Origin of the sequence: Leeuwenhoekiella sp. NPDC079379, from assembly GCF_044542075.1 — a bacterium.
GTDB lineage: Bacteria > Bacteroidota > Bacteroidia > Flavobacteriales > Flavobacteriaceae > Leeuwenhoekiella.
Map to the genome: position 1 here is coordinate 151412 of NZ_JBITTU010000004.1, position 16039 is coordinate 167450.

The following is a 16039-nucleotide window of genomic DNA, read 5'->3' on the forward strand; positions in this document are numbered from 1 at the left end:
AACCGAGGTGTAGAATATTAAGCTGCCCTTAACACATTCTTTACATTTGCTCTAATGGAACAAGTAAAAACAAAACCCAATTATATCAATCCTTCAAAAGAAGTTATTTCGCTAGAGCGAGGTAAAATACCGCCGCAAGCCATTGATCTAGAGCAAGTTGTTCTTGGAGCAATGATGATTGATAAAAAAGGTGTTGATGAAATAATTGATATTTTAACTCCTGAAGTCTTCTATAAAGAAGCACATCACCACATATATGATGCAATACGTGCCCTGTTTGAAAATGGTGAGCCTATAGACTTATTAACCGTTTCTGAGCAATTAAAGAAAATGGCTAAGCTTGAACAGGCAGGTGGTGATTATTATTTAATTCAGTTAACCCAAAAAGTATCCTCTTCAGCGCATATTGAATATCATGCGCGTATTATTTTACAGAAATACATACAGCGAAGTCTTATTAAGATTTCTAACGAAATCATAGAAGAAGCCTATGATGAGACAACAGACGTTTTTGACCTTTTAGATACAGCGGAGAGTAAATTATATGAGGTAACTCAGGGAAACATTAAGCGAAGTTCAGAAACTGCTCAAAGTCTTGTAATACAGGCAAAAAAGAAGATCGAAGAGATTTCTAACAAAGAAGGTCTTTCCGGGGTTTCTTCCGGTTTTGATCGTTTAGATAAATTAACTTCGGGTTGGCAGCCTAGTGATTTAATTATTGTTGCTGCTCGTCCGGGTATGGGTAAAACCGCATTAACCTTATCAATGGCGCGTAATATTGCCGTAGGGCAAGGTATTCCTGTAGCATTCTTCTCTCTGGAGATGGCTTCGGTACAGTTAATTACGCGTTTAATTTCGTCAGAAACAGGGCTTTCTTCAGAAAAACTACGTACTGGTAAATTAGAGAAACACGAGTGGGAGCAACTTAACGTAAAGGTTAAAAGTCTTGAGAAAGCACCTTTGTTTATAGATGATACCCCGTCACTTTCCATTTTCGATTTACGTGCAAAAGCACGTCGTCTTGCTTCACAGCACGGTATTAAAATGATTATTATTGATTACTTGCAGTTAATGACTGCAGGAGGTAGCCAAAAGAACGGAAACAGAGAGCAGGAAATCTCGATGATTTCCCGTAACCTTAAAGCGCTGGCAAAAGAACTTATGGTACCCGTAATTGCACTTTCACAGCTTTCGAGAGCCGTAGAAACCCGTGGAGGTAGTAAAAGACCTTTACTTTCTGACCTTAGGGAATCTGGAGCAATTGAACAGGATGCAGATATTGTATCCTTTATTTATCGTCCTGAATATTATAAAATTGACGAATGGGATGATGAAGAGCGTAGCCCAACAGATGGTCAAGCAGAATTTATCATTGCAAAACATCGTAATGGTGGTTTAGAAAATATACGTCTTAAGTTTATTGGGCATTTAGGTAAATTTGATAATCTTGATGATTTTAATACACCGTATCAATTTGAATCTGCTATGAACCAAAATGCAGCGGCCAATGATGATACCTTTAGACCAGAGTCATTTCCAACGCCTACGCCAGATCAGGCTTTTGGTAGCTCTATGAATGATGGTGGTTTTGATCGGGATGGGGAAGATGAAGTTCCTTTTTAATTGAAATGAACTTATATTATAGTAAAAAAGGAAGCTTAAAGGGCTTCCTTTTTTTTTGCTTATAATTGACGCAACTATTTCTTGGGTTTATCATCTATAATATAAAGTAGTGTTATGAAGAAATGGTTTTTAACTGCGCTACTATTTAGCTTTATAGTGGGTTGTTTACAAGCACAATTCATTGAAAAAAATGCATTTTATTTTGAAGCTGGTGCCTCCTTAGGCACTCACTTGGGGGCTTCGGTTAGTTTTAACTATACTTATAACCAAAAATATTCTTTTGCTGTAGGGTGGTCTCAATTGTTAAGAGCATCTAAGAATAAGCCAGATGATTATTCTTCAGGATTAGTAGGAGTTTTTTTATTAAATCTGATCAAGCCATTAGAAGAAACCACCCTTTATGATTTACAAGCGGGACGAATCATTGTTTTAAATAAATCAGGTAGCATTCGTTTAAATTTTATGGGAGGTGTAGGATTTGTTCAAATTAAAGATGCTTATAACTTTGAACCAGTAGATAACTCTTTTCTCGTTGAAAATTATACCTATGATTATGTGTCTTCCACTTCAGTTGGTTTATTGCTAACACCAAGAATTGAATTTACTACGCGCTTTTATGGGCTTAGTATTTCTCCTCAATTTATCTACAATAAGGAAAAGTTGTATTTTGGTTTAGCAATTAATCATATGGTCGGAATTTTACGACCAAAATCAAATTAATTATACTAGGCATATTCTTTGATACGTTGTATTTTCAGCAATGCTTATGAACATATGTAATTTCAAATTATTCCTTAGATTGAAACAAAATAGCTTCAAATCTTTTTTCTTGCTTCTCATAGCGATTATGCTATCTGTTGAGTCATTTGCTTCATATGTGCTTATCCCCATGGATGCCGAAAGTCAAAAAGAGCATCTAAAAGCATATGGCATTACATACTGGTCACTAGCTCAACAACAAAATGTTAAATGGCTTCTTAATTATAGAGGAGGTTCATTTCTACTGCAGGATTCTGAAAGTTTAAGAAGAGAATGCAAAATTAGAGGAATATCTTATGAAGTGCTTAGCGATGCAAAGACCGAAAGTATTCTTGCAGAAATAGAAAGTCCGTCTCAAAATATGGAAGCCGTAGTCTTGGAAAAAGCTCCAAAAATTGCAGTATATACTCCAGATGGTTCTGTGCCCTGGGATGATGCAGTCACCATGGTTTTAGAATATGCAGAAATACCTTATACTAAAATTTACGACAAAGAAGTTCTAGGAGATGAGTTAGTACTTTACGACTGGTTGCATTTACATCATGAGGATTTTACAGGACAATATGGAAAGTTTTATGGTACATACAGAGCTACACCCTGGTACATCACTGAAAAGCAAAATGCAGAGGCGTTAGCCGCAGAGCTGGGTTATACTAAAGTGTCTCAAGAAAAGCTTGCCGTAGCCAGTAAAATAAGTGATTATGTAATAGGTGGTGGTTTTATGTTTGCGATGTGTAGCGCTACAGATAGTTTTGATATTGCACTTTCTGCAGCCGGAGTTGATATTTGTGAGCCCATGTTTGACGGTGATGCTTCTGACGCTAACTACCAGACTTTGATAAATTATGAACGCACATTTGCTTTTACAGATTTTACCTTAGAGCGCTCTCCCATTAAATATGAATTTTCGAGTATAGATACAACTCCTGTACGCAGTGTAAATCCTGATACAGATTATTTTGGCCTTAAGAGCTTCTCAGCAAAATGGGATCCTGTTCCCACCATGTTATGTCAAAACCACACGGCATTAGTAAAGGGTTTTATGGGGCAAACTACAGCGTTCAATCCTTTAGAAATTAAGGCGACAGTCTTGGTTTTAGGTGAAAATAAGGCCAATGGTGAGGCGAGATACATACACGGCGTTAAAGGAAAAGGTTTTTTTACATTTTATGGAGGTCACGATCCTGAAGATTACCAGCATAGAGTGGGAGATCCTAAAACCGAATTAGAATTACACCCTACGAGTCCTGGATATCGTCTAATCTTAAATAATGTTTTATTTCCTGCTGCAAAAAAGAAAAAACAAAAGACCTAATGCTTCGATTATTTTATTTGATAGTTTGTGCTGCTCTATTTATTTCGGTACAAAAGAAAGAATATCGCTTTGCCTGGGACGCCAATAATCCACTAGAATGGTCAGATTTTAGAGCCACTCCAGAAAGAGGAAGCGCTTATGCAGCAACGGCAAATTCAGGTTTAAGTCATAAATACACCATAAATAGCGAAGGTTATCTAGTTAAGAAAGCTTCTGTAATTTCGGCAAATTTTTATCCTAATTTATCTTGGTATAAGCCTAAGTTGATAGATGAAAATACGCTGGCGCACGAGCAAACTCACTTTGATATATCTGAATTGCATGCACGTTTGCTAAGAAAGGCTATTGCTGAATACCGGTTTACGGATAATTCTAAAGCAGAAATCCAAAAAATTTACAAAAGTATTGAAGCGCAACGCAGAGCTATGCAAATTCGGTTTGATAAGGAAACTAACCATTCTCAAAACAAAGAGATCGAGCAAAACTGGGAGTCTTTCATGAGGTTGAACCTTCAAAAATTAAATTCTTATAAATAACCAAATCCTAATTAGGTTTTTAAGACTTAACTCGTTAATCTTCTGTTAGAATTGCTTTGTAAAATAACCGGCTCTGTTAACTTTAGAAAAAAAAACTATGATACGAGAAGGAAGTGAAGTAAAATGGAAGTGGGGAAATGGGACAGCAACCGGTAAAGTTGAAAAAACTTATACTAAAAAAATTACCAGAACTATAGATGGTTCTGAAATTACCCGTGATGGGGAAGAAGGTAATAAAGCCCTTTACATTAAGCAAGAGGATGGCTCAGAAGTCCTAAAACTTGAGAGTGAGGTTGAGAAAGCATAAAAGGTATGGCAAAATTTATAAAACTATATAATGATAATCCCAGCGAACGCGAAATTAAGCGCATCGTAAAGATTTTAAAAAATGATGGTGTCATCATTTATCCTACAGATACGGTTTATGGTTTGGGCTGCGATATTACCAGTACTAAAGCATTAACCCGTGTTGCTCAACTACGTGGTATTAAACTTGAAAAGGCCAATTTTTCTTTTATATGTGAAGATTTAAGTAATATTTCGGAATATGTTAGACAAATAGATACACCTACATTCAAGCTGTTAAAGCGTGCTTTACCGGGTCCTTATACTTTTATATTACCTGGTAATAATAATTTACCTTCAGTCTTCAAAAAGAAGAAAACTGTAGGTATAAGAGTGCCTGACAATAATATTGCACGAGCGATTGTAAAAGAGCTGGGCAATCCTATTATCTCGACATCTATTTATGATGAAGATGAGGTTGTAGAATATACTACAGATCCAGAACTTATTTTAGAAAAGTGGGATAAGCTTGTAGACGTAGTAATTGATGGCGGTTATGGGGATAATGTACCTTCTACAGTAATAGACCTTACAAGTGGTGAAGCTGTTTTAATACGGGAAGGTAAAGGCTCATTAACCATTTAGATTTTTTTATAGGTTCTGGTTAAAATTCTTATAAATTGCGAATCACAATTTGATTGCTAGTTGCTTAGATTGTAATTTAAGGTAAAATAAAAATACTATGAATTACCTTGAAACAACTTCAACCGAAAACGACGAATCTATTAAACTATTTTACCACGACTATGGCAGTGGAGATCCTGTAATACTTATTCATGGGTGGCCTTTAAGTCATCAAATGTGGGAATATCAAGTAGAGCCTTTAATTAATGCAGGGCATCGTGTTATAGCTTATGACCGCAGAGGTTTTGGAAAATCAGATAAGCCTTGGGGCGGTTATGATTATGATACCCTGGCAAAAGATCTTAATGATCTTATAAATGTGCTTAATCTTACAAACATCACGCTCGTAGGTTTCTCTATGGGTGGAGGTGAAGTTTCTAGATATATAGGTAATTATGGAACTTCTAAACTTAAAAAAGCAGCATTAATTTCTTCAGTAGCGGCATTTATGCTCAAAACAGATGATAATCCTAAAGGAGTGCCTGCGGAAACATTTGAGCAGTTCAAAGCGGGTGTACGTAAGGATCGATTGAGTTTCCTTGAAGACTTTGGCAATAACTTTGTAAACTACGGTGATAACAAAGATCGAATAAGTAAATCGCAAGTTCATTTTAACTGGTCTGTTGCATCGCAAGCTTCCCCAAAAGCGACAGTAGATTGTATAGATTCTTTTGGGACAACAGATTTTAGAGAAGATTTGAAAAGTTTTGATATACCTACACTCATCGTACATGGTGATGCAGATCAAGTTGTGCCTATAGAACCTTCGGCAAAACAAGCAGCATCAATTGTAAAAGGAAGTACTTTAGAGATTATAAACGATGCACCTCACGGCTTAGTCTTTACACATACTGAAGAGTTGAATAAAATACTTATAGACTTTTTAGCCAAGTAATTCTTAAAACTATAAGGCAATAAAAAACCCGGTCATTCGACCGGGTTTTTTGTTTTCTATTACTAGAAAATTATTTTGCTTTTGGCATTCCGTCTTCGATCATTTTGTAAAATTGATCAAGTTTAGGAAGAACTACTATACGAGTTCTACGGTTACGAGCACGACCATCTTCTGTATCGTTGCTTGCAACAGGAACATAATAACTTCTACCTGCAGCTACCATACGCTCTGGTGGTACACCAAATTCTTTTTGTAAAATACGAACCACAGAAGTTGCACGTTTAACACTTAAATCCCAGTTATCTTCGATTACTGCAGTGCTAATAGCTTTACTGTCTGTATGACCTTCAACCATAAATTCAATCTCTGGTTGGTTTTTTACAACAGTAGCAACTTTACCTAATACTTGTTTAGCACGGCTAGTTACATCCCAACGACCACTGTTAAATAATAACTTGTCTGAGATAGAAACGTAAACAACACCTTTTTCAACATTGATCTCAATATCTTCATCATTTAAGTTTCCTATTGCTCCTTTTAAGCTAGTAACTAAAGCTAAAGTAACAGAATCTTTCTTGTTTAAAGCATCACGGAAAGTTTTGATCTGTAGATCTTTTTCTTTCATTTGCTCTAAAGACTTCTCTAAATTTTCTGCTCCTTTAGTAGATAAAGTAGTTAAATTACCTTGAGTGTCAATTAAGCTATTATTAGTTTTTCTTAAATCACCTATTTGTTCACGTAACGTTTCACTTTGAGCTAAACAAGAATTCAATTTGACAGTGGCTGAGTTCAGCATATCTTGAGTTTCAAGTTGTTTTGCCTCTAATGCAGCATATTTTTTCTGAGATACGCAAGAGGAAAGTAGTATCAAAGCAGAAGCTGATACAAGCATTAATTTTCTCATAATTTAGTTGTTTTCTATTTAATTTATAGGACCCAAATATACCTAAAATACAATGTAAATGACCAAACTTAACAATACTTTAGATTTTGTTAAAAGAGTTCGTTATAGTGTTTAGTTTTCCGTATGAAATACGCATAAACAATCGAATAAATTGAGGCATAACTCTTGATTTTCTTTGTGTTACGTCTTTTTTGAATAACTAAAAATAATTTTGAGTAAAAGTTAAAATGAGCTCTTAAAATTGCAAAAAAATGTGTTGATTTTCCTTCAAAAAGAAATTTTAGTGCAGCAACTCCATCTAAACACATTCTAAAAAATAAAATATACCAGACTTTAAAACCAGATACATTTTTGAGCAAAAGTATAAGGTTGTTTCTAAAGTTTAAAAATGTCTTTTGCGGGTTCATTTGTTCTAGGGTTGCACCACCTAAATGATATACGGCGCTCACTCCTATACTTTTAATTTTAAAACCTTCTGCTTGAATACGCCAGCATAAATCAATCTCCTCTTGATGTGCAAAAAAGAGTTCATCTAAAGCTCCTGCTTTCCAAAAGAGTTCATTTCTCACGACAAAACAAGCGCCACTAGCCCAAAATATAGGTAATGTATCATCATACTGACCGTGATCTTCTTCTACAGTGTCAAAAATACGACCGCGACAAAAGGGATATCCTAAAGAGTCAATAAAACCACCGGCTGCACCGGCGTATTCAAAATGTGTTTTGCGTTTTAGATCTAGTATTTTTGGCTGTGCAGCCCCTAGGTGATTATCTTTTTTAAATTCTTGAATAATAGGTTTTAGCCAGTCTTCTGTAGTAAGAATATCGCTATTCATTAAAACTAATAAATCTTCAGAAAGACCTTTTAAAGAATCATTGTATCCTTTAGCATACCCACCATTGCTTTTGTTTAGTATACAGGTAACCTGCGGAAAGTATTGCTTTATAAATTCAACAGAATCATCTGTTGATGCATTATCTGCAACATATATATGAGCCTCATTTGCACTATGCGCAATTACCGATGGTAGGTATTCTTCAAGCAGGTGTCTGCCATTCCAGTTGAGTATAACTATAGCTACTTTCACGATTTGTATTTAAAGGTTGTAAACAGGTAGATCCCGAAGAAAAATATACTTTTCTGCATCATAATCCATCTGGCAATAGTAATGATTTAAACCATTTGTAACCATAAGATACTCTGCTTTTAGTGCTAGATTATATCGTGCTATCTGGTCAAAAGTGTCTTGATTGATATTAATCTTAGGTGCTTTACACTCAATAATAAGCTTGATGCTTCCGTCTGGGTTAAAAATGACAACATCATACCGTTTAGAGAGCTTATTAATCTTAAGCTCTTTCTCAACATTCACCAGCGAAATAGGGTAATTATAAGCTTGTAACATATGAGTTACGGTGTGTTGACGCACCCATTCTTCCGGCGTGAGCCGAACAAATTTTTTGCGTATGTCGTCAAATATAAGCGGTTTATTTTCGCTATTTTTGACCCGAAAAGTATACTTGGGGAAGTTCAATTGCTGCATCGTTTCAAAGGTAATCAACCTTTATAATTTTTTACCAAGTTTATACTGTTAAGCCTTATTAAATAGATCTTTTTGTGGAAGAAGTTACCCGTATAGTTAAGGATATTAAAAATGGAAATCTAAAGCCTATTTATTTTTTAATGGGGGAGGAGTCCTATTATATAGATCAGCTTGCAGATTTTATAGCAGATAAGGTTTTAACCGAAGAAGAGCGCGGGTTTAATCAAATGGTCTTATACGGTCGTGATGTATCACTTGATGATGTAGTTGCACAAGCCAAGCGTTACCCTATGATGGCAGAGCATCAAGTGGTAATTGTAAAAGAAGCTCAGGATATGGCCCGTGAGATTAATGCACAGAGCGAGGATAAGAAAAACAAACTCGAGGCCTATGCCGAAAATCCGCAGCATACTACCGTGCTGGTTTTTTGCTATAAATACAAAAAGATAGATAAGCGTAAGAAGGTTTACAAAGCCCTAGTCAAAAACGGTCTGGTATTTGAAAGTAAAAAACTGTATGACAACCAGGTAAGTGACTGGATTAGGAAAGTGATGAGTAGCAAAAATTATACGGTAGAGCCCAAAGCGGCTCATATGCTTGTTGAGTTTTTAGGCACAGATCTTTCAAAAATAAATAACGAACTTCAAAAATTGATGTTGATTTTGCCTGCGGGAAGTGCTATTACACCACTTGCTATAGAAGAAAATATAGGTATTAGTAAAGACTATAATAATTTTGAATTGCGTAAAGCAATAGGTAATAAGGAGATTGTAAAAGCGCACCGCATCATTAATTATTTCTCACAAAACCCTAAGGACAATCCTATGGTGGTTACTATAGCGCTGCTTTTTCAGTACTTTCAAAAGTTGTTGATGTATCACGGCTTGCCGAGTAAAGACAAAAATTCTGTTGCAAAAGCACTCAGTGTCAGTCCGTATTTTGTTGGAGAATATGTAGATGCGTGCCGCAATTACCCCATGAAAAAAGTAAGCTATATAATTAATCTTTTGCGTGACGCAGACATGAAAGGTAAAGGTGTAGGTGCAAATCAATTACCACAAGGTGATATTTTAAAAGAATTACTGGTTAAGATTATGGGCTAATTCTAAGCTTGTTCATTAACAAAAGCAACGCTATGCACCGCGACTACGGCAGCGGTTTCAGTACGTAGTCTACTTTCTCCAAGCATTACCGGAGCAAAACCTGCTTGTATGGCATTCTTAATTTCTGAAGTAGAAAAGTCGCCTTCGGGTCCTATCAAAATTAAATTAGAATCACCTTTCTGTAATTTTTGCTTGAGCGAGAATTTTGAAGTTTCTTCGCAATGCGCGATATATTTTGACCCGTTATATTCTGTGGTAAGTGCGACAAATTCTGAAAAAGAAATAGCTGGATTTAATTTAGGGATATAGGCTTTTAGCGACTGCTTCATAGCGCTTTGTAAAATACGCTCGTATCTATCTTCTTTAATTACTTTACGCTCGCTGTGATCACAAATTATGGGTGTGATTTCAGTGATACCTATCTCGGTAGCTTTTTCTAAAAACCATTCAAATCTATCATTCAGTTTAGTAGGAGCAACAGCCATATGTAACCCATAAGAAAGAGGATTTTGAGTTGTGACTTCGATGATTTTTACAATACATCCAGAAGGACTTGCGGTTGTGATTTCGGCTTTAAAAAAATTGCCTGAGCCATTAGTGATGTCGAGTAGGTCTCCCGCTTTTTTCCGCAGAACTTTTACGATATGTTTACTCTCGTCTTTAGGAAAAGTTGCTTGTTTTGCTTCTGCAGCAATATCTGGATTATAAAATAACTGCATACTTATATTTTAAGACGAGATTGCGCCATTACACGGGTTTCTTTAAAACCTGTATTTTCAAGATTTTCAGATTTGTATTTTAAATAGCCTACAATACCTATCATTGCCGCGTTATCTGTGGTGTATTCAAACTTTGGGATAAACGTTTTCCAGCCGTATTTAGCTTCCGCTTTTTTAAGCGCTTCCCGAATTCCACTATTTGCAGAAACACCGCCTCCAATTGCAACTTTCGTAATGCCAGTTTCTTTTACCGCTTTTTTAATTTTATCCATTAAAATCTCTACAATTGTGTACTGAATTGAAGCACATATATCGTTGAGATTTTTATCTACAAACTCAGGATCTTTAGCAACCTCCCGTTGAAAGAAATAGAGGACAGCAGTTTTAAACCCGCTAAAACTAAAATCTAATCCACCAACCTTAGGCTTTGTAAACTTATAAGCTTTAGGGTTTCCTAGCTTAGCATATTTATCAATTAAGGGTCCGCCGGGATAGGGTAAACCCAATATTTTTGCACTTTTGTCAAAAGCTTCACCTACGGCATCATCAATAGTCTGACCTAAAACCGTCATTTTAAAATGATCATCTACACGTACAATCTGCGTGTGACCACCAGAAATTGTCATTGCAAGAAACGGGAATGTAGGCTTGTCATACCCATCCTCATCTATAAAATGAGCTAAAATATGCGCCTGCATATGATTTACATCTATTAAAGGGATATTAAGTCCCATTGCAAATGATTTTGCAAAAGAGGTGCCTACAAGAAGCGAGCCCATTAGACCGGGGCCACTGGTAAAAGCAATCGCTGCAAGATCTTCTTTTTTTACATTTGCAACGCGTAGCGCCTCGTGTACTACGGGAACAATATTTTGTTGATGCGCTCTCGATGCAAGTTCAGGAACCACACCACCATATTGTTTATGTACAGCCTGGCCCGCGACAACATTTGAAAGGGTTTGATCGTTAAGAAGCACAGCGGCGGCAGTATCATCACAAGATGATTCAATAGCTAAGATGTATGTATTATTTTTTGGCATAATGGAGTTAAGCATACCGATTGTTAATGTACTTTTACCCTAAAGAAAATCATTGCTGAAAGGCAAATTTTAAACAGGTTCTGTTTATAAGCGCCGTTATTCTTAAAGAGATAATTTAAGATTTTGTAAATCGCACAATGTGCAAAGTTAAAACTTAAAAACGTATCAGAAAATTTAGAAAAATAGTTACACGTACCCTATTCTTTGTAATAGGCGTTTTTGCGTTGCTAGTCGTTATATTTTCGATACCTGCCGTACAGACTTTTATAGCCAATAAAGTTACAACCTCTCTAAATGAAAAATACGGCACTCAAATTTCGGTAAGTAAGATTCATATAAAATATAATGGTTTTGCTGCAATTAAAGAAGTGTATATAGCAGATCATCATAATGATACCCTAATCTATTCACAGACAGTAGAAACAAGTTTATTAAGTCTAAAAGCTTTGCTGAATAGCCAGATGAATCTAGGAGGTATAACTCTTGAGAATTCTAAGTTGTATGTGCGTAAGTACAGAGGAGAAGAGAATGATAACCTGTATGTTTTTTCTCAAAAATTTAATACCGGCGCGCCACCTTCTGCACCTTTTAGACTCTCGTCTTCTGACGTAGAGTTTATAAATATGCACTTTAAGTTTATTGATGATGATTTAGATACTCCCACAGTAGTAGATTATACAAATCTGCAATTACTGGCAGAAGATTTTAAACTTGATGATGTTACAGTTACCGCTCTAATAAAAGATTTACAGCTTGATGCTGCAAGAGATTACCATTTACGTGGGCTGCAGGCAGATTTTAAATACAATCCAGATACCATTATTTTAAAAGATCTTACACTAAGTACAGAGCATTCGGTATTGAAGGGAGATGTGATTATGGATACTAAAGATGACGCTTTTCAGGATTTTAATAATCGGGTGATATTTAATATTGATTTTGAGGATACTCAAATCTCGACAACTGATTTACAAGTTTTTTATTCGGAATTTGGCGCTGATAAAACCTTATCGCTTAACGGAAAAATGAATGGTACACTCAATGATTTCAGACTTTCAGACTTTGATTTAAGCGGTCTGAGCACGAGTCGCATTCAAGGAGATGTACGCTTTAGAAATTTGTTAGGCGATAACAATACGTTTGCGATAGATGGTAATTACAATCAATTACGAACTTCATATTTAGATTTAACCGCGTTGCTGCCTAACGTATTGGGAGCAAATTTACCCGAGGAATTGGTGCGTTTAGGAGTCGTTGATCTTCAGGGAGTTTTAAATGTTACCGAAAATACGGTATACTCTAAAACAACAATTCAAACAGATCTGGGACTTGTCGAAACCGATATCGATTTAACAAATACCAGTAATATAGACCTGGCGACCTATGTAGGTATGGTACGTGCCGAAAACTTTAACTTGGGTAGGCTTTTGCAGGTACCTAAGTTAGGAGCTGTGACATTTAATTTACTTATAAACGGAGAAGGCATTGAGGCTGCGACACTAGACACACACGTAGAGGGTGTAATTAATAGATTAAATTATAATAAATATACCTATCAGGCTATAACAGTATCAGGTGATTTAAGTTATCCGGTTTTTGATGGCCGCCTAAGTATAAGAGATCCTAATGCAGATCTAACATTTAATGGTCTCATTGATGTTACTGAAGCTGTAAATACGTACGATTTTACCGCGGAAATTGACCATTTAGACCTTGCGAATCTTAATTTTTTAAGGGATAGCACAGCTGTTCTAAAGGGGCAAGTGGTTATAGATATGCAAGGTACAAATGTTGATGATGCTGCGGGAAGTATTGTATTTAGTAAATCTAGTTTTCAGAATAGTAACGACCTCTATGAGTTTGAAGATTTTGAAATCACATCTACATTTAGAGATAGCTTACGTACGATTACTATAAATTCTCCAGATATTATATCTGGAGAGGTTTCAGGTAACTTCAGGATAGGTGATGTACAAGCTCTTTTTAGAAATGCAATAGGAAGCCTTTACACAAACTATGAGCCGCAGACCATTACTACAGATCAATTTATGGATTTTAATATTCAGATCTACAGCAAGATTGTTGAGGTTCTTGTGCCAGATATAGAACTTGAGCCTAATACCTTTGTAAGAGGAAGTGTGATTTCTGACGATTCAGACTTCAAACTTACCTTTAGGTCACCGCGTATAAAGGCATTTGGTATTCTCGCAGAATCTATAAATGTACGGGTAGATAATAAGAATCCGTTATTCAACACCTTTATAGAAGCAGACAGTATAGGTAGTGGTATTTATGGAGTAAGTGACTTTAATCTCATTAACGTTACACTAAAAGATACGCTATTTATGCGTTCTGAGTTTAAGGGCGGTCCGCAGAAGCAAGATGTTTATGATTTAAGTTTTTATCATACCATTAATCCTGACAACAATTCGGTATTAGGATTTAAAAAGAGTAGTCTTAAATTTAAAAATAACCTGTGGTTTTTAAACGAAGTAGATAATAAGGATAACAAAATAGTCTTTAGTAACAATTTTCAAAATATAGATGTTAGAGAACTTATTCTTTCTCATGAAGAAGAGCGCATTTCTGTTGAAGGTATTTTGAGAGACAGTACATTTAAAGATATTAAGACAAATTTTGAACAGGTGCGTCTATCCCATATTACACCTTATATAGATAGTCTTAGCCTTCGCGGTCTCGTAAATGGCAATCTTGATATTTTACAGAAAGAAGGAGTGTATCTGCCTAATAGTAATGTGAATATAAACGACTTCACTATAAACGACATTTTAATGGGAGATCTCGATCTTTCGGTAAAAGGTAATGAGAGTTTAACGAGTTATAAAATAGACACGCGTTTGCGTAATGAAAATGTAGAGACGCTATCTGCTTTAGGAACCATAGATTTAGGAGCTGCAAATCCTGCTATAGACTTAGATGTACAGCTTCGGAAATTAAATCTGCAAGCATTTAGTCCGTTAGGAGGTGATGTAATTTCTGCAATACGTGGTTTCGCGAGCGGCAGGGCACAAATAACAGGCGATTACCGTAATCCAGATATTGATGGGGAATTACTTCTTAGAGATGCCGGCTTATCTATACCTTATTTAAATACTAATTATGACTTTAAAGGCACTGCGCGAGTAACCTTAAGTGATCAAGAATTTAAATTTAACTCGGTCTCCTTATCTGATGTTAAATACAAGACTACGGGAACTTTAACCGGTACTATAAGTCATCAATTTTTTAGAAACTGGGATCTTGATCTCGACGTAAATACAGACCGTTTATTAGTGTTAGATACAAAACAAGATGATTTTGCTTTGTATTATGGTACAGCATTTATAAGTGGTGATGCGAATTTAAAAGGACCTACAGACGAGCTTGTTATTGATGTAGCCGCAACTACAGAAAAGGGAACTATTTTTAAAATACCGTTAAGTGACACAGAATCTTTTGGAGACAGCAGTAATATTTATTTTTTAAGTCCTGAAGAAAAACAGGCGCGTTTAGACGGGGAAGAGATTGTCATTAAAGAATTTAAAGGTCTTGAACTTAATTTTGATTTAGAAGTTACCCGTGATGCCGAAGTAGAAATTGTCGTAGACGAGACAAACGGAAGTACGCTTAAAGGCCGTGGTGCGGGTTATTTATTAATACAGATTAATACTAATGGAAAATTTAATATGTTTGGTGACTTTACACCCTACGAAGGTTCCTATAACTTTAGATACAGTGGTGTAGTACAAAAGCAATTTGACATTATTCCGGAAGGTAAGATTAGTTGGGATGGGGAACCTACTGAAGCCTTGCTTGATATAAGTGCTGTTTACAGAACACAGGCAAACCCGTCTATACTTTTAGAAAACCCTTCAGTTAATCGAAAAATACCGGTAAATGTAATTATTAACCTCGATGGTGAATTACTGCAACCCGAAATCACCTTTGATTTTGAGTTTCCGAATACCAGTTCTATTGTGACATCAGAACTTAATTACAGATTAGATAACAGAGCAACCCGAGAATTGCAAGCCTTTTCACTAGTGACTCAGGGATCATTCTTTAGTCAAAATGGTATTGATGCACAATCTGCCGCCTATGGTAATTTAATAGAAACAGCATCGGGCATATTTAATGATTTATTGTCTGATGAAGATGGTAAATTTAGTGTGGGGCTTGATTATGTGCAGGCAGACAATCGGCCAGACTTACAAACATCAGGTCGTTTTGGATTCACACTTTCTACGCAAATCTCTAATCGTGTTATAATAAATGGTAAGGTAGGTGTACCCGTAGGCGGTGTAAGCGAGCGTGCCGTTGTAGGTAATGTTGAGGTTAACTTTTTACTTAATGAAGACGGGTCTCTTCGCGCAACTATTTTTAACCGCCAGACCGATATACAATTTGTAGCTAGTGATAACGATGGTTATACTCAGGGAGCAGGTGTATCCTATTCTGTAGATTTTGATACATTTAAACAATTGATTCAAAAAATATTCAAAGGAGAAGCTCGCGAAGTCGAAGAAGAAATTAAAATTATACAGTCAGATTCTGATTATCCCATAGAATAGGGATTACCCGAGAACTACATATTTTAATAAGAATCTGCTATTTTGAGCCGTTCTTATTTTC

General features: G+C 35.9%; 14 protein-coding genes. 9 read left to right on the plus strand and 5 right to left on the minus strand.

Annotated elements, in window-relative coordinates; all coding sequences use genetic code 11:
• Positions 1–54 precede the first annotated feature (54 nt).
• From dnaB to ACIGAM_RS09090, 7 genes are all read left to right on the plus strand, one after another.
• Positions 55–1623 (plus strand): replicative DNA helicase, encoded by a 1569-nt coding sequence (gene dnaB / locus ACIGAM_RS09060; protein ID WP_396511140.1) that lies wholly within the window; start codon positions 55–57, stop codon positions 1621–1623.
• Between the two features lie 114 nt (positions 1624–1737).
• The gene (locus ACIGAM_RS09065; protein WP_396511141.1) at positions 1738–2343 is read left to right on the plus strand and encodes a hypothetical protein; all 606 of its coding nucleotides are present in this window, start codon (positions 1738–1740) and stop codon (positions 2341–2343) included.
• Between the two features lie 127 nt (positions 2344–2470).
• Entirely contained in the window at positions 2471–3697 is a 1227-nt protein-coding gene (locus ACIGAM_RS09070; RefSeq protein ID WP_396511347.1) for an asparagine synthetase B, read from the plus strand.
• Positions 3697–4233, plus strand: coding sequence for a DUF922 domain-containing protein (locus ACIGAM_RS09075; RefSeq protein WP_396511142.1), 537 nt, complete (start codon positions 3697–3699; stop codon positions 4231–4233). The genes ACIGAM_RS09070 and ACIGAM_RS09075 overlap by 1 nt, the downstream gene beginning before the upstream one ends.
• 97 nt (positions 4234–4330) lie before the next feature.
• Positions 4331–4540 carry a DUF2945 domain-containing protein gene (locus ACIGAM_RS09080; RefSeq protein ID WP_396511143.1) on the plus strand — a complete coding sequence of 70 codons (210 nt, stop codon included), beginning with the start codon at positions 4331–4333 and terminating at the stop codon, positions 4538–4540.
• Positions 4541–4545: 5 nt separating this feature from the next.
• Positions 4546–5163, plus strand: coding sequence for an L-threonylcarbamoyladenylate synthase (locus tag ACIGAM_RS09085; protein WP_396511144.1), 618 nt, complete (start codon positions 4546–4548; stop codon positions 5161–5163).
• 97 nt (positions 5164–5260) lie between these two features.
• A complete protein-coding gene (locus ACIGAM_RS09090) occupies positions 5261–6097 on the plus strand; it encodes an alpha/beta fold hydrolase (protein ID WP_396511145.1) in 837 nt (278 codons plus the stop codon).
• A gap of 70 nt (positions 6098–6167) precedes the next feature.
• Here ACIGAM_RS09090 and ACIGAM_RS09095 read toward each other — a convergent pair whose 3' ends face one another.
• From ACIGAM_RS09095 to ACIGAM_RS09105, 3 genes are all read right to left on the minus strand, one after another.
• Entirely contained in the window at positions 6168–7001 is an 834-nt protein-coding gene (locus tag ACIGAM_RS09095) for an OmpA family protein (protein ID WP_396511146.1), read from the minus strand.
• An 89-nt stretch (positions 7002–7090) separates the two neighbouring features.
• Entirely contained in the window at positions 7091–8089 is a 999-nt protein-coding gene (locus tag ACIGAM_RS09100) for a glycosyltransferase family 2 protein (protein ID WP_396511147.1), read from the minus strand.
• 9 nt (positions 8090–8098) lie between these two features.
• Positions 8099–8545, minus strand: coding sequence for a type I restriction enzyme HsdR N-terminal domain-containing protein (locus ACIGAM_RS09105; protein ID WP_396511348.1), 447 nt, complete (start codon positions 8543–8545; stop codon positions 8099–8101).
• A 74-nt stretch (positions 8546–8619) separates the two neighbouring features.
• Between ACIGAM_RS09105 and holA the strand changes: the two genes are divergently transcribed.
• Positions 8620–9648: a DNA polymerase III subunit delta gene (holA, locus tag ACIGAM_RS09110; RefSeq protein WP_396511148.1), complete on the plus strand. Its 1029-nt coding sequence runs from the start codon at positions 8620–8622 to the stop codon at positions 9646–9648.
• Between the two features lie 2 nt (positions 9649–9650).
• Here the strand turns inward: holA and ACIGAM_RS09115 are convergent, their stop codons facing one another.
• Positions 9651–10367, minus strand: coding sequence for a 16S rRNA (uracil(1498)-N(3))-methyltransferase (locus tag ACIGAM_RS09115; protein WP_396511149.1), 717 nt, complete (start codon positions 10365–10367; stop codon positions 9651–9653).
• A gap of 2 nt (positions 10368–10369) precedes the next feature.
• Positions 10370–11407: a tRNA (adenosine(37)-N6)-threonylcarbamoyltransferase complex transferase subunit TsaD gene (tsaD, locus tag ACIGAM_RS09120; protein WP_396511349.1), complete on the minus strand. Its 1038-nt coding sequence runs from the start codon at positions 11405–11407 to the stop codon at positions 10370–10372.
• A 224-nt stretch (positions 11408–11631) separates the two neighbouring features.
• Here tsaD and ACIGAM_RS09125 point away from each other — a divergent pair, with 224 nt between their 5' ends.
• Positions 11632–15978 carry a translocation/assembly module TamB domain-containing protein gene (locus tag ACIGAM_RS09125; RefSeq protein ID WP_396511150.1) on the plus strand — a complete coding sequence of 1449 codons (4347 nt, stop codon included), beginning with the start codon at positions 11632–11634 and terminating at the stop codon, positions 15976–15978.
• Positions 15979–16039: the final 61 nt, after the last annotated feature.